This is a genomic window from Aminobacter niigataensis, assembly GCF_946995915.1.
GTDB lineage: Bacteria > Pseudomonadota > Alphaproteobacteria > Rhizobiales > Rhizobiaceae > Aminobacter > Aminobacter niigataensis.
In genome coordinates this window covers 72800-90990 of record NZ_OX341518.1, presented here as the reverse complement: position 1 = coordinate 90990, position 18191 = coordinate 72800, and the positions used below count along the sequence as shown (strand labels likewise).

Genomic DNA, 18191 nt, shown 5'->3' with positions numbered 1-18191 from the left:
TCACGACCGATACAAACTGAGGAGGAAAAATGACGATCTCACGTGTGCTATCGACCAGTTTGATGGCGGCCACATTCTTTGGCTTCGCATCAGCCGCAAGCGCCGAGCCGGTGCGCTTTGCTTGGCCGTCGGCTATCAATTCCGGCGTCGCGCCGCTCGTCTTCGCCGAAAAGCTTGGTCTTTTCGAGCGAGAGAAGCTGGAGCTGGACATTGTCGTCTTGACGGGTTCGGGCGTGATCGTCCCGCAACTCCATGCCGGAGCCATCGACGCCGCCTATTCCGGGCTTGAACCCGCCATCCTGTCCCATCAGCCGAACGCAGCCGATCTCGGTGTCTTCTTCATCTACAACTACATTCCGAACTCGATCTGGGAACTGGCGGTTCGTGAGGATTCGGACATCAAGTCGCTTGCCGACCTGAAGGGGAAAACGATCGGTGTTCTTGCGCTGGGCTCGTCCAACGTGCTGACCACAAAGGCGATCTTGCAAGGGGCGGGGATTTCTCCCGACGACGTCAGCTTTCAGGCCGTGGGTGTCGGCGCCGCGGCATACGAGGCTTTGAAGAGCGGCCAGATCGACGTTCTGAACCTTTTCGACACCGCCCATAAGCGGCTCGAGCTTGCAGGAACGCCGATCCGCTTGCTGGAAATGCCTGGAAACTTCGCCGGGTCCAGCCATGGGATTTCCATCCTGAAGTCCGGCTATGCCGAGCGCAAGGACTACTGGACGCGTTTCGGCCGCGTGTTGGCCGAGTCGAACGTTGCCTGCCAGGCAAACATCGAGGGCTGCATTCGGGCTTACTGGGAGGCTTATCCCGAACTTGCGCCGACTGCGGACAAGGAAAGCGCGGCCCTCGAGACCGAGAAGAAGGTTCTCGAAGCGCGCCTGGCCAAGCTGCTCGATATCCCGGGTCAGTACGGTGAATTCTCGAAGGGCGACTGGACGAGCCTAGTTGAGGCTCTTGAACTGGGCCGTCTCGTGACGGACCCCAACGTATCGTTGGATCTCTACTATACCAACGAGCTGGTTCCCGCCTTCAACGACTTCAACAAGGACGACATCGTCAAGCTCGCCAAAGAGGTAAAGTAGTGCCAACGGCCTTGACCGAAAACCCCAACCTTGCCGGCTCGTTTCTTAGCCTTTCCAACGTCGGCGTCACCTATTCCACGAGGCGCGGGGAAACCCGCGCCATCGACAACCTCACCCTGGAGGTCGAGGACGGGCAGTTCGTCGCCGTGCTGGGTCCTTCCGGTTGCGGCAAGTCGACGATGCTTCGGCTCATAGCAGGCTTGCTGAAGCCGACCCTTGGCCAGCTCCTTTTTAAGGGGCAGGAACTGGACGGTCCGAACAAGGAGGTCGGGATCGTGTTCCAGAACCCGACGCTCCTGCCTTGGAAGACGGTTCGGGACAATGTGATGATGCCGATCCGGGCGCTGAAGCTCCCCGCGGAGAAGTACAAGGACTGGTGCGACGAACTCCTGGAGATCGCAGGCCTGACAGACTTCGCGCTGGCCTATCCGCATGAACTGTCGGGCGGCATGCAACAGCGCGTAGGCATCTGCCGCGGCCTGATACACAAGCCGAAGCTGCTGCTCATGGACGAGCCTTTCGCGGCGCTGGACGCCATGACGCGTGAGCATATGGGTGCTGAGCTCCAGCGGATCTGGATGAACACGCGCAAGTCGGTATTCTTCATCACCCATTCGATCCAGGAGGCGATCTTCCTCGCCGACCGCATCGTCGTTCTCTCCGCCCGTCCGGCCCGGGTGGTCGAGATTATCGACGTGAACCTGCCTCGTCCTCGCAACGCCGACACCCAGTCCCTGCCGGAGTTCGGGCAGCTCAGCAGCCATTTGCGCGCGCACTTTCTCGGGGATCACAAGAACCAGACGGACGCAAGGCCATGAGCGCAATCAGACGATACCTTCCGCCTTTGGTGACGTTCATATTGATCATCGCCGCCTGGGAGTTCGCTTCCCGGGGGCCGGACGCGGCATTCATCCTTCCCAGGCCCTGGGCAGTGGTGCAGTCGCTGATCGACGGTTACATCGTTCGCGGCACACTCTGGGAGCATCTCTTCACGACGCTTTTCCAGACGATTGTCGGCTTCATCATTGGCTGCGTGGTCGCGGTGGTCCTGGCGGCCCTGGTCGTCGAATTCGAGATCGTCGATCGCAGCATCTACCCCTACATCATCGCGCTGCAGTCGATGCCCAAGGTCGCGCTCGCCCCGCTGCTGATTGTCTGGTTCGGCTTCGGCATGGCGAGCAAGGTCGTGCTGGTGGCGCTGATCTGCTTCTTTCCGATGTTCGTCAACGCTGTGACCGGACTGCGAAGCGTGCCGATCGAACTTGTCGACCTCTACCGTGCCTTCTCCGCAAGCCGCTGGCGGATGTTCTTCGAGATCAAGATCCCGACGGCTCTGCCCTCGTTCTTCGCCGGATTGCAGATCGCGGTGGTCTTTGCACTGCTGGGCGCGGTCGTGGGCGAGTTCATCGCGTCCCAAAAGGGCCTGGGAAGCGTCATCCAGGCAGCCTCCGTGTCGTTCAACCTTCCGATCGTCTTTGCCTGCATCATCTCGCTGTCCTGCCTGGGTGCCGTGATGACAGCCCTGGTCCGTTTCACATACAGGCGCGTCGTCTTCTGGCAGCGCACCGCAACCAAGGGAGACAGCTAATGGGCATGCCTCTCCGCGTCGTCGCCCTGGTCGGAAGTCCTTCGCGACCATCTTCCACAGCCGCAGTCGTGTCGCAGATACTCAACGAACTCCCCGACAGCATCGGCAGGACGCTGGTTTCTCTGAACGACATCCCTGCCGAAGCGCTTTTGTCGGGGAACTTGAATGAACCGACCCTGCGGGCGGCCATCGAGGCCGTCGAGGTCGCCGATGGCATCGTCATCGGAACCCCGATCTACAAGGCTTCGCTGTCCGGTCTGATGAAGTCGTTCATCGACACGCTTCCCCAGTACGGCATGGCCGACAAGGTTGTTTGGCCGGTCGGAACGGGGGGGTCGCTGGCCCACGCGCTGGCGCTCGACTACGGCGTGCGTCCCATCCTGCAGTCGATGGGCGCCCGCCACATCATCCAAAGCGCCTTCTTCAATCCCGCCGACCTGACCGTGCCAGAGGGGGGGACGCTGAAGCAGCATCTCGCCGGCAATCCACGATATGTCGAGGCGCTGCGTCACTTCGTGATTGCCGTCTCGGCAGACCGACCGCTTCCGTTCCTGGGCCATCCCCAGCCGGACCGCGCCGGAAAGGTGCCGAGGAACTCGGCATGACGGTCGCCCTGTCCTCAGCGCGAACAGGTGCCAACCTGCAGACCGATCCGGCGAGCTTCGACCGGATCATCGAGAACGGCCGTAAGGCGCGGCCCGAATGGCGCGGCATGCCTGTCGAGGCCCGCGCCAGGATACTCGCTCGTCTCGCCGAACTGATCAGCGTCGAGAAGGAGCGGTTCGCCCAGTTGCTGATCCGCGAGGTAGGCAAGCCTCTTGGGGAAGCCCGAGCGGAAGTCGACGCTTCGGTGCGGCTGCTGGAATACTTTGCGGGCTGGCCTCTTTGGGGTCGGACCGCTCAAGTCGGTGCAGTTTCAAGCCTTCCTGAAGGGGGAGTCCTCTTGAAGCCGCAGGGGCTGGTCGGGCTGATCACCCCGTGGAACTACCCGCTGTCCAGTCCGGTCCAGAAGATCGCGGGTGCCCTGGTGACCGGCAACGTCGTCGTTTGGCGTCCGTCGCCGCTCTGCCAGGAGACGTCGGCTCTGGTCACCGATCTCGCGGTGCGGGCTGGCCTTCCCGACCATGTCCTGACGCCGCTCTACGAGCAAGGCTCGGACCTGGCGCGCCGCCTCGTGGCCGACCCCCGTGTCCAGGCGGTCAGCTTCACCGGTTCGACCGCTGTCGGACAGCAGATTCGCCAGACGGTACTGCAGCGGCAAGGCGCGATCCAGTGCGAAATGGGCGGCAAGAACGCAGCTGTCGTAGCGGCGGACGCGGATCTTCGGCACGCTGCCCGGCGGATCGCTTATGGCGCCTTCGGTTTCGCGGGGCAGAAGTGCACGGCGGTTTCGCGCGTCTATGTCGAGCGTGAGGTCGCCGACGCGTTCCTGGGTCTGTTGTCTGAGGCGGTGTCCGCCCTCGGGTTCGGCGATCCCCAGAGCGAACGGACAGTCGCCGGTCCGGTGATCTCAAGTGACAAAAGGCGGGAGCTCGACGGCGTTCGCGAGGCTGCGCTGGCACGTGGCATCCCCCAGCTCCGTTTGGAACTGACGACGGTCGGCGGCAGCACGGGCGGCGCCTTCTTCGCGCCGACTGTGTTTCACGACGTCCCGCGCGACGACGACCTGATGCGTGAGGAATTCTTCGGCCCCATCCTCGCCGTGACGCAAGTCTCCGATCTGACCGATGCGATCGCCTGCGTCAACGACAGCGACTATGGGCTGGCGGCGTGCGTCTTTACCACCGACCGGGCCAAGGCCCGCCGCTTCGCGGCAGAGGCGGAGGTCGGCACCGTCAAGATAAACGACTCGACCCCCGGCCTGTCCGTCGGCCTGCCCGCGGGCGGCTGGAAGGGCTCTGGCGCCGGCGTCGGCGAACTCGGCGACGAAAGCATTCGATTTTTCACACGTTCGACCGCCGTCATCGGTTGAAGCAAACTGCGAGCGAAAGCAATGGCATACGATCCGATCGAAACCTGGAAGACGATGCAGGTCAAAGTCTGGCCGGAAGAGTACTATCTCGTTGACCTTCCCGTCGAACACCTGGCCGTGGCCGTTTCGGCCCTCGAGAAGTCGACCGCGAAATATTGCACCGTGACGCGCGACCAGTTCGGCTTCTCGCTGGTGATCGACGTCGAGACATGGCGCGCGCTCGGCATTGCGTCGCTCGAACGCAAGCATTTCGGCCCGCTTAAGGTGCTTTCGACGAATTCCGAGCTGCCGTTCGACGTGCCCGGCTTCATCCGCACGGCGCTCGAGCCTGTCAACGCTCGCAGGCTGAAGGCCGCGCCCGTGTGCGGCCTGCGCGCCGACCACTTCTTCACCGGCGCCGATCAACTCGACGAAGTGGTGGAGATCTTCGAAACCTTCAGCGGCGGCGTTACCCATGGGTGAGGCCGCCTTGCGCGGAGGTGGGGATTGGCTGGAGGTCGTCGAAGGCAATCTCCCTTTCATCGTCAGCCTGCCTCATACCGGAACCACGGTTCCGGACGAGTTTGCGGCAGGGTTCGCCAACCCCAAGCTCACGACACGCGACGCGGACTGGCATCTGCATCAGGTCTTCCGGCCGATCCTGCCCGCCGGCACCACGGTGGTCCGGACAGATATCTCCCGAAGCATCATCGATGTGAACCGTCCCCCGGACGGGCAATCCCTTTATCCAGGTCAGGCCACCACGGGGCTATGCCCGACCACGGACTTCGACGGGACGCCACTTTACCGACCCGGCTCCGAACCTGCGCCCAACGAGATCGAGCGCCGTCGTCGCCTGTTCCATGAGCCTTATGCCCGAGCGTTGGGCGAGCAGATCGAACGCCTGCGCGCAAGGCACGGGCGGGTCGCGGTGCTGGATTGCCATTCGATCCGACCGCGCATTCCGCGCCTTTTTGACGGCACGTTGCCAGGCCTCAACATCGGCACCGATGACGGCCGATCCTGTTCGCCGCGAATGCAGGCGAAGCTCGAGGCTGTTGCCGAACAGTCGCCTTTCACCTGGGTGTCGAACGGCCGCTTCAAAGGGGGATGGATCACGCGTCATTTCGGCAACCCAAAGGCCGGAATTGATTCCGTTCAGATCGAAATCGCCATGAACGCTTACCTTCTCGTCCGCGACGAGAACGACTATGGCGCGCCGGAATACACGGCTGACGGCGCGCGCCTTCTGCAGCAAACGCTATCCCCATTCATCGAGGCGCTTCTTCAATCATGAGTGACATGTCTTCCGCATCGGACGAAACCGCCTTCGAGCAGGTGAACCTCAATCCGTTGACGCCGCTTAACCGCTACAAGTTCCTGACCGCGTCGGTCGTGCCGCGGCCCATCGCCTTGGTGTCGACAATAGGACCGACGGGTCTAGTCAACGTCGCCCCGTTCAGTCAGTTCATCATCCTGTCGGCGACGCCACCGATCCTCGGCATCGTGTCGGGCCAGTACAGCGACGGTATCAAGGATACCCATGCGCACATTCTGCGCACGCAGCAATTCGTGATCAACGTGGTGGACGAGGATCTCGCGCAGGCGACGCAGGCGTGTGCGTTTCCGTTCCGCTCGGACCAGAGCGAAGCCGAGATCGTCGGTCTGGACACGCTCGATTGCACGACGATCGACGGACGACGCCTTGCAGCGTCGCCGATGTCGTTCGAGTGCCGGCTGCAGCGCACGGAAAGGTTCGGGGAAACGGCTACCCTGATTGCCGGCGAGGTGGTGGCGGTGCATGCGCGAACCGGCCTGGTGTCCGGGCATCGGGTCGATCATCGGAAGCTCAAGCCGCTCGGGCGCATCGCCGGCCGCAGCTACTGTCGCACGCGCGAAGTGGTCGAGATGCCCGACGGTTTGGACGATCCGTATCGTCAGTACGGACGCGAGCTCCGGTCCTGACGGCGACGGTGGCGGGTACCGCGTGTCCGGCGTCGCTATTGCCGGCGCACACGGCGCGCGAGATAGTCATTTCCGAATCCGCTCTGAATGGCGCTCAAAAAGATATTTGTTTCCGAGACTTGTCGTGCAGGCGCGACCATGATCTTTGGCCGCCGGACTCTCCGCATGACGCATGAACAGGCAAGGTCAAAGTGTCGAAGGACAGCGAAAGCGAAACATTTCTGCAAGGGACTGGTCCCGCCGAGCGCAAGCAGGACACCAGCACCAGTCTTGTTCTCGCGAACGGCCTGGATGTTCTGTCGCTCGTGGCCAAGACGAACGGTGAGCTGAGCCTGCGCGAGATCGGGCATATTCTCGGCCTCAGCTCGACGGTTACGCACCGGCTCGTAGCCACCCTTCGCCATCGCAACTTTCTCGAAAAGAACCCCGCGACCGGTAAGTACATCATCGGAATCGAAAGCTACCGTGTTGGCCAGAGCTACACCGAAACAATGAAGACCGAGGCTGTGGCCAAGCCCATCCTGCAGGAGGCTGGTCAACGGCTAGGCGTCAACTGCTTCCTGGGCGTCCGCAAGGATACAAGCATCGTTTACCTCTATGACTTCTCCGCGGCGCGCCGGAGCAGCATCAGGCTTGCACCCGGTACGGAGGTGCCTTTGGTCGCTACGGCGATGGGGCTGTCGATTCTGGCGGACTTGTCCGAAGCACGTCTCAAAGAGTTCAAGGATCGCGTATTTCAAGACAATGCCGTGGGAGAAACCTTTCTTGCTGAATTCGATGCTCAGATAGAGTTCGCACGAAAGAATGGTTACGCCTTGATCAGGAGCGAACTCTTTCCAGGAGTGGTCACTGTCGGCGCGAAGATAGCGCAGGGCCATAGCGACATTGAAGCAGCCATCAGCTTTGGGTTGCCCTCGGACGCTGCGTCGGAAGCGCATTTGGCCAAGCTGGGCGAGAGCATACTGGCAACCGCGCGCCGCATAGAAGAGGCTCTCACAAGCTGACACAGTTTGGGTAAGCGGGTATCAGCAGGATTACAAAGTCCGGCATGTTCAAGTCACGGCCATGACCTGCCGAGGGAACCTGGGCGGCGGGCGAGAAGTGTCGACACGCTATCGTGGGTCTTGCGTTCGCGCGGAGGCAGCGCCGGCATACTGACGCTGACCAGCGCCAGCGGCCGATCGGGACGACGAAAGCACCACCAAGCCGGTGCGTCTCGCGAATTATGAGCCTCATGCCCGGCCGTATTATCTGCGAAATCGAATTGCGGTCATCGCGAGGCCGCTAGGTGTTGCGTTCCCGGCAGTGCGCGACTTTGGAAACCCGTGCCCTTCGAAGCGCCAGGCAAGGATCGGCGGGGAGGGCGCGAAGCGCACCCCCGTTTATTCTGCAGTCGGCGGAGCCGACGCTTTGAAAGATGATCCCGCCGTTCCGAAGGATCGGGTCCAAGGGCGCAATTATACGTCGCTGTCGCGACGTGTTGCTCAACGGCCTGCCCGGCCAGCCGCCCTGACGAACGCACGCATGGTCCGTTCGTTGTTCAGGAGCAATGTCTGTCGTGGCTGTCCCCCATTTCTCTGTCGCCATCGTCAGCCGCGGCAACGGCCGCAGCGCGGTGTTGTCGGCCGCCTACCGCCATTGTGCGAAGATGGAGTACGAACGCGAAGCGAGATCGATCGATTACACACGCAAGCAGGGGCTGCTCCATGAGGAGTTTTTGGCACCACCCGATGCGCCACAATGGGTGAGTAGCCTCATTGCCGATCGATCGGTCTCAGGTGCTGCGGAAGCCTTCTGGAACAAGGTCGAGGCTTTTGAGAAGCGCTCGGACGCCCAGCTTGCCAAGGACATCACCATGGCCTTGCCGCTGGAGCTGTCGGCTAAGCAGAACATCGCGCTCGTCCGCGATTTCGTCGAACAACATATCCTCGCCAAGGGCATGGTTGCGGACTGGGTCTATCACGATGCGCCGGGCAATCCGCATGTCCATTTGATGATGACGCTGCGGCCGCTAACTGAGGACGGGTTCGGTGCCAAGAAGATTGCCGTCATCGGCGAGAATGGCGAGGTTCTGCGCAACCAGGCCGGCAAGATCGTCTATGAGCTGTGGGCCGGTGGCGTGGCCGACTTTACGGCCTTTCGCGATGCCTGGTTCACGACGCAGAACAAGCATCTGGCACTCGGTGGGATCGATCTTCGCGTCGATGGCCGCTCTTATGCCGAGCGCGGCATCGATCTCGTCCCAACCATCCATGTCGGCGTCGGCGCCCAGGCAATCCAGCGTAAATCCGTGAGCGATGGCTCACAGCCGTGCCTCGAACGGATCGAGCTGTTCGAGGCACGGCGCAAGGAGAATGCAGGCCGGATCCTCAAGCGTCCCGAGATCGTGCTTGAGATGATCTCCACAGAGAAGAGCGTCTTCGACGAACGCGATATCGCAAAGATCCTGCATCGTTATGTCGACGATGCCGGCACGTTCCAGCACCTGATGGTGCGTATCCTGCAAAGCCCCGAGGTCTTGCGCATCGAGCGCAACGGCATCGATCTTGCGACAGGAGAGAGGCTCCGGTCTCGCTACACAACGCGTGAGCTGATCCGCCTCGAAGCCAAGATGGCGAAGCAATCGCTCCGGCTTTTGCAGCGCGCGACCCATGGCGTTCAGGAGACGGTGCTGGACAGCGTCTTTGCTCGTCATTCCAGGCTGTCACAGGAACAGCGCGTCGCCATCGAGCATGTGGCCGGTGCAGGAAAGATCGCTGCTGTCGTCGGTCGTGCTGGCGCTGGCAAGACCACGATGATGAAAGCCGCGCGCGAGGCATGGGAACTGGCAGGCTATCGTGTTGTGGGTGCGGCCCTTGCCGGCAAGGCTGCGGAGGGCCTTGAAAAGGAAGCGGGCATCATCAGTCGGACGCTGGCGTCCTGGGAACTGCGCTGGCAAGAGGGCAGGGACCTCCTCGACGCCAGGACGGTGTTCGTTCTCGACGAGGCGGGTATGGTTGCCTCAAAGCAGATGGCGCTGGTCGTCGAGGCGGCAACCAGGGCAGGCGCGAAGCTGGTGCTGATCGGTGATCCCGAGCAACTACAGCCCATCGAGGCCGGTGCTGCGTTTCGGGCGATCGCAGACCGCATCGGCTACGCTGAACTCGAGACCATCTACCGTCAGCGTGACGACTGGATGAGAGCCGCCTCTCTCGATCTGGCGCGCGGTCGCGTCGATGAAGCGGTCTCCGCCTATCGCCAGCACGGCAGAGTGCTCGGGTCAGAGTTGAAGGCGCAGGCGATCGACAGTCTGATCGCCGACTGGAATCGCGACTACGATCCCGCAGAGACCAGTCTGATCCTTGCGCATCTTCGGCGAGACGTGCGCATCCTGAACGACATGGCCCGCGAGAGGCTTGTCGAGCGCGGGATCGTCGGTGAAGGCCATGGCTTCCGCACCGAGGACGGTCTTCGCCAGTTCGACGCTGGCGACCAGATCGTCTTCCTGAAGAACGAGACATCGCTCGGCGTGAAGAACGGCATGATCGGCCGTGTGATGGAAGCGGCGGCAAACAGGATCGTCGCGGTTATCGGCGAGGGCGAGCATCGTCGGCTCGTCACAGTCGAGCAGCGTTTCTACCGCAACATCGATCATGGCTACGCCACCACGATCCACAAGAGCCAGGGCGCCACCGTCGACCGGGTGAAGGTGCTCGCCTCCCTGTCGCTCGACCGGCATCTGACCTATGTCGCGATGACGCGGCACCGGGAAGACATGGCCCTTTATTATGGTCGCCGGTCCTTCGGTCTCAATGGCGGGTTGATAGCGATCCTGGCGCGACGCAATGCCAAGGAAACGACGCTGGACTACGAGCACGGCACGCTCTACCGGCAGGCCCTGCGCTTTGCCGAAAACCGCGGCCTCAACTTCGTTCGAATTGCCCGAACCCTTGTCCGCGATCGGCTCGACTGGATACTACGCCAGAGGCAGCAGATCGCCGATCTGGCGCAGCAAATGCGTGCCCACGGCGAGCGCCTCGGGCTGCTCCAGCCTCCCTCAACGCAAATCTGGAAGGAGGCCGAACCCCTGGTCGCCGGTGTTACGCTGTTTGCCAAATCGCTGGCCGATGTCGTCGAGGAAAGGCTTCTTGCCGCTCCGGCCTTGGCAAAGCAGTGGGACGAGGTTTCGACGCGCTTCCGTTACGTTTTTGCCGATCCGGAGACCGCCTTCCGGTCGATGAACTTCGATGCCGTGTTGACCGACGCAAAGGTTGCGAAACAGACGCTCGACCGCCTGGTAAGCGAGCCCGGTTCGATTGGTCCGTTGAAAGGACGGGCGGGCATTCTTGCATCGAGAGCCGACAAGGAGGCGCGCCGTGTCGCCGAGGTCAATGTGCCTGCGCTGAAACGTGACATCGAGCGCTATCTACAGCTCCGTCAGACCGCGGCCGAGAGGATCGAGAAGGAGGAGCAGTCTCTCCGCCATCGCGTCTCGATCGACATCCCGGCGCTGTCGCCGGCGGCAAGATCGGTGCTCGAAAAGATCCGCGACGCGATCGACCGCAACGATCTTGCTGCCGCTCTCGGCCATGCCCTGAGCAGTCCCGAGGCGAAGCTCGAAATTGACGGTTTCAACCGCGCTGTCACCGAACGTTTCGGTGAGCGGGCCTTGCTCGCCAACACCGCCCGCGAGCCCTCGGGCACTCTCTTCGACAAGGCCGCCGCGGGTCTTCGTCCAGGCGGGCGTGAAAAGCTGCGTGAAGCTTGGCCGGTGATGCGTGCGGCCCAGCAGATCGCTGCCCATGAGCGCACAGTGCAGACATTGAGACAGGGCGAGCACGTGAGAATGGCGCAGCGCCAGAGCACGGCGTGGAAGCAATGAAGCACGGTCACAAACATGCTGCCGGACTGATGCCGGAGGACGGCAACTCAGAAGGCACCGTCTTGCGGAAAGCAAAGAGCCGGAGCATTCCAGCCGATCCCTCTCCTAAATTCCCCGGATAGCCTCATGGCAAAGATCGGGATCCACTTTTCGGCCAACCTCTAGTCGTTTGCAGGTAGCCCTAGGCGCCCCCATTGGTCGCGCGGGATCGTAGCGCCGACGCGGAAGGACAGCGACCGGATCGTGGTGGCGTCGGCGTCAACCTCGCAGCGATAGCTCAGGGCGTGCCATGCGGTCCGTGTGCGGAAGGCAGCCTCCGGAACGTCGAGGACATTGCCCCGTTTCAGCGGCACAAGCGGCACTAGGTCGGGGGAATAGGAAGCCTGCAGCAACTGCTGCTGCAGCGCGCTGGCGCAGAGCTGGGCGGCCCGCTTGTCACGCGGCACGCCGGCCATCGCGGTCGTGCTCAAGGCATCGCCGCCCCGCGACTGGGGTCGTCGGACACCTGGCAATCCCGAATAGGGCTGCGATGCGGCAACGTCCGCATTCTCCTGACTTGGCGCCCTGCTCCCGCCTCCGAGCTTAGGAACCTCCGAACGGCTTGGCTTCGGCACGGCCGCGGGTCTGGGTTCGGGCGCCTTGGCCAAAGCGGGAAGCGCCAGCTCGCCATCGCTGCCGACAGCCCTCAGCGGCGGCGGAGCCGCTGATGTCTGCTGGTCGAGGCCTTCAGCGAGCCCCTCTTGCTTGTCCTTGTCCTGCTTGCCCGCGTCCTGGGGCGCGGTTGCCTCGTTCGCCGCATCTTGGGCGGGTTGGGCATCCTTGGCCACGTCCGCCTGCTTTTCGGCGTCTGCGGTTGCATCCGGCCGCTCCTCGGCAGGCGGTTTCGAACCGTCACCCGTCGCCGGCGAAGGCGTCTGGACGCCTCCCTCCTCAGGGGATTTGCCGGAGCTGGCATCCTTGTCGCCGAAATGGAAAACCGGCTTCAAAAGTTCGATCTGAGCCGGCTTGGCCGGCTCAGTTTCCGCCGCAGGCGGCTGCTTCGGCTCCTCGGGTTTCTTGGCCTCGGGGGCCTTCGGCGGCGGTGGTGGCGCAGGTTCCGGCTTCGGCTGTTCCGGCGGCGGTGTCAGCGTGACGTTCACCGCCTCCTCCTCAGGCTGTTGGGCAGGCCTCGGCTGGCTGTAGGCCACCAGCACCGCGATGAGCAGCCCATGCAGGATCAGCGATGCGGGCAGTGCCCACAGCGAGTCCCGACGCCGGTTGCTTGTCTCCTCCGCCATGCCGACCGATGTGGAGCGAAATATTGGCAGCATCAAGCGCTATCGCGCAAAATAGTCGACGGAGGTCCCCGACAGTGAAGCTAATGCGTTAGGAGCATAAAGGGGGGCCGGTAACGGCCAGCCCTCTTTTGAATGCTGCCGTTCGTCCTACCCAGAGTAGTCATCCATTGCAGTGCTAGAGCCCCTTCCTACAATCAGTGACGCAAAGCGCTTCCTTACCTCCGCCAGGCGTGCGTCTGGTGCGAGGTGGCTGTAGGTCCTGCTGACAGTATCGATGTTCCGGTGACCAAGCTGTTCGGCGACGACTATGAGCGGCGCTCCGCTCTGAACGAGCTGGCTAGCGTAGGTATGGCGCAGCCCGTGAAAACAAAAACCGTCAGGCAAACCAGCGTCGACCACGGAGCGTTTGAAGGCATGACGATAGTTTGTGAACCAGTATCTTCCATCATCACGGACAAACAACGGCTCTGACGGCTTCTTTCCCTTCGCGAGCGAGCTGAAGAATGCGAATCCTTCGTCGGGCAGCAGCACGACCCGCGGCCGATAAGATTTCACTGGCGTAACATACACGCCTGGCCCGTCGCGACCGACGTGGCTCGCCTGCATGCGCATAAGTTCCGTTGCGCGGCACCCTGTGTACAGGGCGCCAAGCACTAGCCTGCGAAGGTCCGAAGAACAGGCTTCGAGCAAGCGGAAGCATTCGGCACGACTAAGGTGCAGTACACGCGGCCGATCGACATTCGGCAATCGTCTCAGGCACCTCCAGGGGCGATCGCTGTCAATCCGGCCATTTTCCCATGCCATGGTCAGCGCCATTCGAAGAAGTCCGATGAGCGTGTTGATGGTCTTCTTCCGCTTTCTGAGCTCTTCGTCCGTCATGCTTTCGACCGAACGGCGCGGCTCGATGCTACGATTCCCTCGCTTCGGCGGCGTTTCGAGCACGTCCTTGACGAACCACCGAAGATGTTCGGAGTTCATTTGCCCGGCTGGTAGTTCGAACAGCCGCGGCACGATATGGAAATTGGTGAGTACGACCACCGTCAGAAAGTGTGATCGCGCAGCGACGAGGCGCTTCCACTCGACCAATTCAGCCAGCGCGTGCCCGATGGTGTAAGTATCGCCAATTGGGCAGGCAAGAAGGTGCTCCACCGAGCCGAGCGGCCTGGCATCCGAAGCATGTGGGGCAAACGGAGTCGATCTATACCAGGCTTCCGCTTGGGCGCATGCTTGTTCGAAGGACATGCCATCGGCATCACAATTGTCCTCGGTGAGGCCGATCCGATGTTGGCGGTAGCTTTCGTCCCGAAGACGAAGGCGAGCCATCCAGTAGCTAATTCCTGAGGGATAAACCAGGTACCCTACCGCGCGACCGTATTCGGTCACTTGCCAATATGGCGCGCACCTCCTTCGCAGGGATTGGCGGCGCTGGGCATCTGACAGATCAAATCCAAAAACATTGTGTCGGGTCACGGGTGCTGCCTCCAGGTTGCGGTGCCCAACATGATGACATTGGCGAGGCGTCAGATGGCGAGCCCGGCAGATGGATTGCGCAGTGCCATGCTGGAGCGGTTGCGGGCCTCATAGTTCGTCTCAAGGGGGGCTGATGGGCGGTTTTCGGAACCCGTTGAGCTGCCGTGTTTCAAGGCTGGCGTAACGGTGACCGAGAACGGCTCAGAAAAGCATCGGCGTCGTGGCGACAGCGCACTTCTTTCTACGTATTGAAGCAGAAGCAACTGTGACTTCACTGCCGCAGGAAGCACGGCAGATTTTCGTGACGCCGCCGCAGTTCGAACCGGCCACCGCGTCTTGGTGGCGGATCATGCCGAGATTCGGTTGGACGAGGAGCTTTCGCATACCATGCGCTGACTAGGTATCGTTGGCGAGTTCTGGCGAAGTAGTTGTCGGGAAGTGTCAGCAATCTTTTCCACGTGTCGCCTGCGTGCGCGACAATGCCCTCATTAGCCAAGGAGGCATTGATGAACAGGTTTGATATCTCGCTGTTTGGGTTCCGTCTGATTGCCAGGGGTTACGCTGGGATCGCGGGCGCGCTGCTTGTGGTTGCGATGCTGGTAGGCCTTGCGGTGGTCTCTTCATTAATCGCGCGGCTGGCTGATGGGGTAACGATCTTGCCAACCGACCACTCGAGCGGTGCAATTGCCGCGGCCGCAAAAGGCCTGTCCCAGCGGTAGACGAACAAGCGTCTCCGGGAGCGAGCCCTCCCGTTCGTGTCCCCAGCTCTTCAGCTCCGGATCAACTGGGCCTGCGCCGCTGATGGAGACGTTGACCGATGCACCGGTGGCTCCGCGAGAATGGGGCCGGAAGCGGTCAGGCCGCTATCGGGGCGAGCTCGGCGGATAGCTGCCATTTCTCAATCCCGAAAGCCGCCGTTCGAACCCGCCGCTTGGCGCCCCAACCGGACATCACGGATGTCGCGGCCATTCAAGAATGTCTGTCTTTGATGGCAGACATCTGTGAGAGCTAGGCTGTCCCGTTTGAGACATTCCCTGCATGTTAGGGCACGACAGATGACCATCCAGATCGCGGTCGGGGAGCCACCCGCCGATCTAATGTCTTGACATCAGCGATACGTCTCGACAATCCGGCTTCGATTTGTCATCAAGCTCCGATCATATTGTGAGGGGCAAGATGAAAGCGTCTGAGATACCACTACTGAAGTTCATCCATAAAGCGACGCAGTTCGTTATTCCGATCTACCAGCGGAATTACTCTTGGACAGAAACCCAGTGCAGGCAGCTTTGGCATGACCTGATCAGGGCGGGCACCAACGAAGCGATCGCGAGCCATTTCATCGGCTCGATCGTGTATGTCGAGAGCTCGCTGCATATGATCGGTCACCAAGAGAATTTTTTGGTCATCGATGGACAACAGCGTCTCACGACCAGCATGCTGCTGATCGCTGCCTTGGCGAAGCATCTGGAGGACAACGAGATAGAGAGCGTCCTCGGAGCGTTCTCCGCCAAGAAGTACCGCGAATACTACCTCCTCAACACTCTTGAGGCAGGGGATGGGCAATACAAGCTTCTTCTCTCCGAGGCCGACCAGGATACCTTCTTGACGCTGATAAGAAATCACCCGACACCTGCCGAGCCTAGCGAAAGAGTCCGGAGCAACTATTCTCTGTTCAGGGAACTCATCACCGAACACGATGATCAGTTGGAGGCCATTTGCCGTGGGCTGGAAAAGCTAGTGATCGTAGGGGTGGCTCTGGATCGGGCCCATGACAATCCCCAACTTATTTTCGAGAGCATGAATTCCACCGGCCTCGATCTGAGCCAAGCGGACCTCATCCGAAATTTCATCCTCATGGGGTTGAAGCCCACCCTGCAGACCGAACTCTATAAGGCATATTGGCGTCCGATGGAAAAGGCCTTCGGCGCCGGCGCCTACACGACGCATTTCGATGCGTTCATGCGACACTTCCTCACCGTGAAAACCGGGGAGATACCCAACGTTCGCGATGTCTATCAAGCGTTCAAGGCCTATTCCCGGACCAGCAATGTCGGTGTGGCGGCGCTGGTGGCTGATATCCATACCTACGCTCTGCACTATTGCGCGATCGCGCTCAACGCAGAGCCAGACGTGGACCTGAACGAGGCGTTCAAAGATCTGCGCGAACTGAAGGTGGAGGTGTCCTACCCCTTCCTCCTCGAGGTGTACGACGACTATAAGAAGGGCCTGTTGTCGATTTCTGAGGTGACGGAGCTAGTTCGCCTCGTCGAGGCATACGTGTTCCGCAGAGTGGTCTGCGCGCTGCCGACGAACTCGCACAACAAGACCTTTGCCGGCCTCGCGAAGACGCTCGACAAGGACAATTATGTTGAGAGCCTGAAGGCATCCTTCCTGCTTCAGCCGACATACCGCGGCTTCCCCAACGATCAGACCTTTGAGCAGCAGCTGAAAACCCGCGATCTGTATAGCTTCCGCAATCGCAGCTATTGGCTCCGTCGCCTCGAGAACCATAGGCGAAAGGAAAGGGTGGTCGTGGAGGATTACTCTGTCGAGCACATCATGCCGCAAAACCCTGATCTCTCGAACCAGTGGAAGGCCGACCTCGGCCCAGACTGGAAAACGGTCCATGAAACGTACCTGCATACACTCGGCAACCTGACCCTCAGCGCCTACAACAGCGAATACAGTGACCGACCTTGGTTGATGAAACGCGATCAGATCCGAGACAAGGACGGGAACCCGATCGGTCTGGCCTATAGTCCTCTTAAGCTGAATCACGGGCTGGGGCACGTCGAGGTCTGGAATGAAGAGGCCATCAAGAATAGGGCCAAGCGAATTGCCGCCGAATCCAGCGGCGTGTGGACCGCACCCCTCCTGCCGGACGAAGTGCTGAACAAGTATCGTGAAGTACCACCGTCGCCGACATCCCATTATTCGATGGACGACCACAAGCACCTTGCACCGGGCAGCACGCGCGACTTGTTCCTAGGGCTGCGCAAGCTGGTCTTGGAGCTTGATCCAAACGTCACGGAAGAGTTTCTAAAAGTCTACGTGGCCTACAAGGCCGAAACCAATTTCGTCGATGTCATTCCTCAGGCTCGCGGCCTGCAGTTGTCCTTGAACATACCTTTTCATGAAATCGAAGATCCGAAAGGCATCTGCGTGGATGTGTCTGGCAGAGGACGTTGGGGCAACGGTGATGTCGAGGTTAGGGTCGCAAACGTCGAAGATCTGCCGTATGCGCTTGGACTTATTCGGCAAGCTCATGATCGTCAGATGGGCGAAACGGCGGTTGCGGCTCAATGACATTCTGAAACAACCTGCTGGGGACTTACGAAAACAAGCCGTTCTCACCGACATCGCCTTTCAGCCTTGTCGAGTAAGTCTGATTTCTCGTACCGCCTGTCGGAACCTGTCGGAACCTGTCGGAACCTGTCGGCCGCAAATCTGCAAATCGGCCGGTATCCGCTTTTCCGGTTGCCGAGCCCAGCAGCGGACAGGCCGATTACCACCCCACATCAGGCTTCGGCTTTTCCGAAACGTGATGCCTGGAAAATGGTCTCCTACGGCGGTTCCGGGGCGCGAAGCTGCCATCCCATGGAGCCTAATCTTGGCCAGGTCGCGGCATTCTGACGATGGGCACAACCTTGCCCATTTGCCCTTGCCCCGTCCGAGTGTAGGACCCCGTCGGCAGTGGCGTTGTCACGTTAACTATACAGACCCGACTCTTGAAAATCGAATACCGTTGTCAGGTAGCAATTCGATGCCAGCTTTCTGCAGTGCTGCAGCCATACTTTTGAGATTGTTCGAGATGGGCACGCGAGCCCCTCGTTCATAGTCTGCCACTGTCTGTCGAGATACGTTTGCTGCTAGAGCCAAATCCTCTTGGCTCCAGCTAAGCATCGCCCGAGCCCCGCGACACTGCTCCATCGTCAACACTGGCGATTTCAACTAAACATTCCGATTGACATCAATCAATTTGTATAAGAAC

At 60.9% G+C, this 18191-nt stretch carries 15 protein-coding genes; 12 read left to right on the top strand and 3 right to left on the bottom strand.

Annotated features, from left to right (window positions below):
• Window positions 1-29: 29 nt before the first annotated feature.
• From O1Y97_RS24740 to traA, 10 genes are all read left to right on the top strand, one after another.
• Window positions 30-1088: an ABC transporter substrate-binding protein gene (locus tag O1Y97_RS24740; RefSeq protein WP_268738218.1), complete on the top strand. Its 1059-nt coding sequence runs from the start codon at window positions 30-32 to the stop codon at window positions 1086-1088.
• Window positions 1089-1099: 11 nt separating this feature from the next.
• Window positions 1100-1906: an ABC transporter ATP-binding protein gene (locus O1Y97_RS24735; protein ID WP_404801313.1), complete on the top strand. Its 807-nt coding sequence runs from the start codon at window positions 1100-1102 to the stop codon at window positions 1904-1906.
• Complete coding sequence (locus O1Y97_RS24730; protein WP_318764299.1) at window positions 1903-2676, top strand: ABC transporter permease; 774 nt, start codon at window positions 1903-1905, stop codon at window positions 2674-2676. The genes O1Y97_RS24735 and O1Y97_RS24730 overlap by 4 nt, the downstream gene beginning before the upstream one ends.
• Window positions 2676-3281 carry an NAD(P)H-dependent oxidoreductase gene (locus O1Y97_RS24725; protein WP_268738215.1) on the top strand — a complete coding sequence of 202 codons (606 nt, stop codon included), beginning with the start codon at window positions 2676-2678 and terminating at the stop codon, window positions 3279-3281. Before O1Y97_RS24730 ends, O1Y97_RS24725 begins: the two co-directional genes overlap by 1 nt.
• Window positions 3278-4648 carry an aldehyde dehydrogenase family protein gene (locus O1Y97_RS24720; protein WP_268738214.1) on the top strand — a complete coding sequence of 457 codons (1371 nt, stop codon included), beginning with the start codon at window positions 3278-3280 and terminating at the stop codon, window positions 4646-4648. The genes O1Y97_RS24725 and O1Y97_RS24720 overlap by 4 nt, the downstream gene beginning before the upstream one ends.
• Window positions 4649-4669: 21 nt before the next feature.
• Window positions 4670-5110, top strand: a complete 441-nt coding sequence (locus tag O1Y97_RS24715) for a hypothetical protein (RefSeq protein ID WP_268738213.1) — start codon at window positions 4670-4672, stop codon at window positions 5108-5110.
• On the top strand, window positions 5103-5924 hold the full coding sequence (gene hutG, locus O1Y97_RS24710; RefSeq protein ID WP_268738212.1) for an N-formylglutamate deformylase: 822 nt from the start codon (window positions 5103-5105) through the stop codon (window positions 5922-5924). Before O1Y97_RS24715 ends, hutG begins: the two co-directional genes overlap by 8 nt.
• Window positions 5921-6592, top strand: a complete 672-nt coding sequence (locus tag O1Y97_RS24705; RefSeq protein WP_318764298.1) for a flavin reductase family protein — start codon at window positions 5921-5923, stop codon at window positions 6590-6592. Before hutG ends, O1Y97_RS24705 begins: the two co-directional genes overlap by 4 nt.
• A 191-nt stretch (window positions 6593-6783) precedes the next feature.
• A complete protein-coding gene (locus tag O1Y97_RS24700; RefSeq protein WP_108610136.1) occupies window positions 6784-7596 on the top strand; it encodes an IclR family transcriptional regulator in 813 nt (270 codons plus the stop codon).
• A gap of 554 nt (window positions 7597-8150) precedes the next feature.
• Window positions 8151-11453, top strand: a complete 3303-nt coding sequence (gene traA / locus O1Y97_RS24695; protein WP_268738272.1) for a Ti-type conjugative transfer relaxase TraA — start codon at window positions 8151-8153, stop codon at window positions 11451-11453.
• Between the two features lie 161 nt (window positions 11454-11614).
• On the opposite strand, the gene O1Y97_RS24690 is transcribed toward traA, so the two are convergent.
• Together O1Y97_RS24690 and O1Y97_RS24685 are read right to left on the bottom strand one after the other, a co-directional pair.
• Window positions 11615-12763 carry a DUF930 domain-containing protein gene (locus tag O1Y97_RS24690; protein WP_268738210.1) on the bottom strand — a complete coding sequence of 383 codons (1149 nt, stop codon included), beginning with the start codon at window positions 12761-12763 and terminating at the stop codon, window positions 11615-11617.
• 114 nt (window positions 12764-12877) lie between these two features.
• Window positions 12878-14053: a tyrosine-type recombinase/integrase gene (locus O1Y97_RS24685; RefSeq protein ID WP_268738209.1), complete on the bottom strand. Its 1176-nt coding sequence runs from the start codon at window positions 14051-14053 to the stop codon at window positions 12878-12880.
• Between the two features lie 653 nt (window positions 14054-14706).
• Here O1Y97_RS24685 and O1Y97_RS24680 point away from each other — a divergent pair.
• A complete protein-coding gene (locus tag O1Y97_RS24680) occupies window positions 14707-14919 on the top strand; it encodes a hypothetical protein (protein ID WP_268738208.1) in 213 nt (70 codons plus the stop codon).
• 457 nt (window positions 14920-15376) lie between these two features.
• Window positions 15377-17506, top strand: a complete 2130-nt coding sequence (locus O1Y97_RS24675) for a DUF262 and DUF1524 domain-containing protein (protein WP_268738207.1) — start codon at window positions 15377-15379, stop codon at window positions 17504-17506.
• 405 nt (window positions 17507-17911) lie between these two features.
• Here the strand turns inward: O1Y97_RS24675 and O1Y97_RS24670 are convergent, their stop codons facing one another.
• Window positions 17912-18103: a helix-turn-helix transcriptional regulator gene (locus O1Y97_RS24670; protein ID WP_268738271.1), complete on the bottom strand. Its 192-nt coding sequence runs from the start codon at window positions 18101-18103 to the stop codon at window positions 17912-17914.
• Between the last annotated feature and the right edge of the window lie 88 nt (window positions 18104-18191).

What these genes read in the sequence shown, in the direction of transcription:
- O1Y97_RS24680 (WP_268738208.1), top strand. Translation starts at nt 14,707, where the DNA reads ATGAACAGGTTTGATATCTCGCTGTTTGGGTTCCGTCTGATTGCCAGG.
- O1Y97_RS24685 (WP_268738209.1), bottom strand. Translation starts at nt 14,053, where the DNA reads ATGGCTCGCCTTCGTCTTCGGGACGAAAGCTACCGCCAACATCGGATC.
- O1Y97_RS24730 (WP_318764299.1), top strand. Translation starts at nt 1,903, where the DNA reads ATGAGCGCAATCAGACGATACCTTCCGCCTTTGGTGACGTTCATATTG.
- O1Y97_RS24720 (WP_268738214.1), top strand. Translation starts at nt 3,278, where the DNA reads ATGACGGTCGCCCTGTCCTCAGCGCGAACAGGTGCCAACCTGCAGACC.
- O1Y97_RS24675 (WP_268738207.1), top strand. Translation starts at nt 15,377, where the DNA reads ATGAAAGCGTCTGAGATACCACTACTGAAGTTCATCCATAAAGCGACG.
- O1Y97_RS24725 (WP_268738215.1), top strand. Translation starts at nt 2,676, where the DNA reads ATGGGCATGCCTCTCCGCGTCGTCGCCCTGGTCGGAAGTCCTTCGCGA.
- O1Y97_RS24670 (WP_268738271.1), bottom strand. Translation starts at nt 18,103, where the DNA reads ATGCTTAGCTGGAGCCAAGAGGATTTGGCTCTAGCAGCAAACGTATCT.
- O1Y97_RS24740 (WP_268738218.1), top strand. Translation starts at nt 30, where the DNA reads ATGACGATCTCACGTGTGCTATCGACCAGTTTGATGGCGGCCACATTC.
- hutG (WP_268738212.1), top strand. Translation starts at nt 5,103, where the DNA reads ATGGGTGAGGCCGCCTTGCGCGGAGGTGGGGATTGGCTGGAGGTCGTC.
- O1Y97_RS24690 (WP_268738210.1), bottom strand. Translation starts at nt 12,763, where the DNA reads ATGCTGCCAATATTTCGCTCCACATCGGTCGGCATGGCGGAGGAGACA.
- O1Y97_RS24715 (WP_268738213.1), top strand. Translation starts at nt 4,670, where the DNA reads ATGGCATACGATCCGATCGAAACCTGGAAGACGATGCAGGTCAAAGTC.
- O1Y97_RS24705 (WP_318764298.1), top strand. Translation starts at nt 5,921, where the DNA reads ATGAGTGACATGTCTTCCGCATCGGACGAAACCGCCTTCGAGCAGGTG.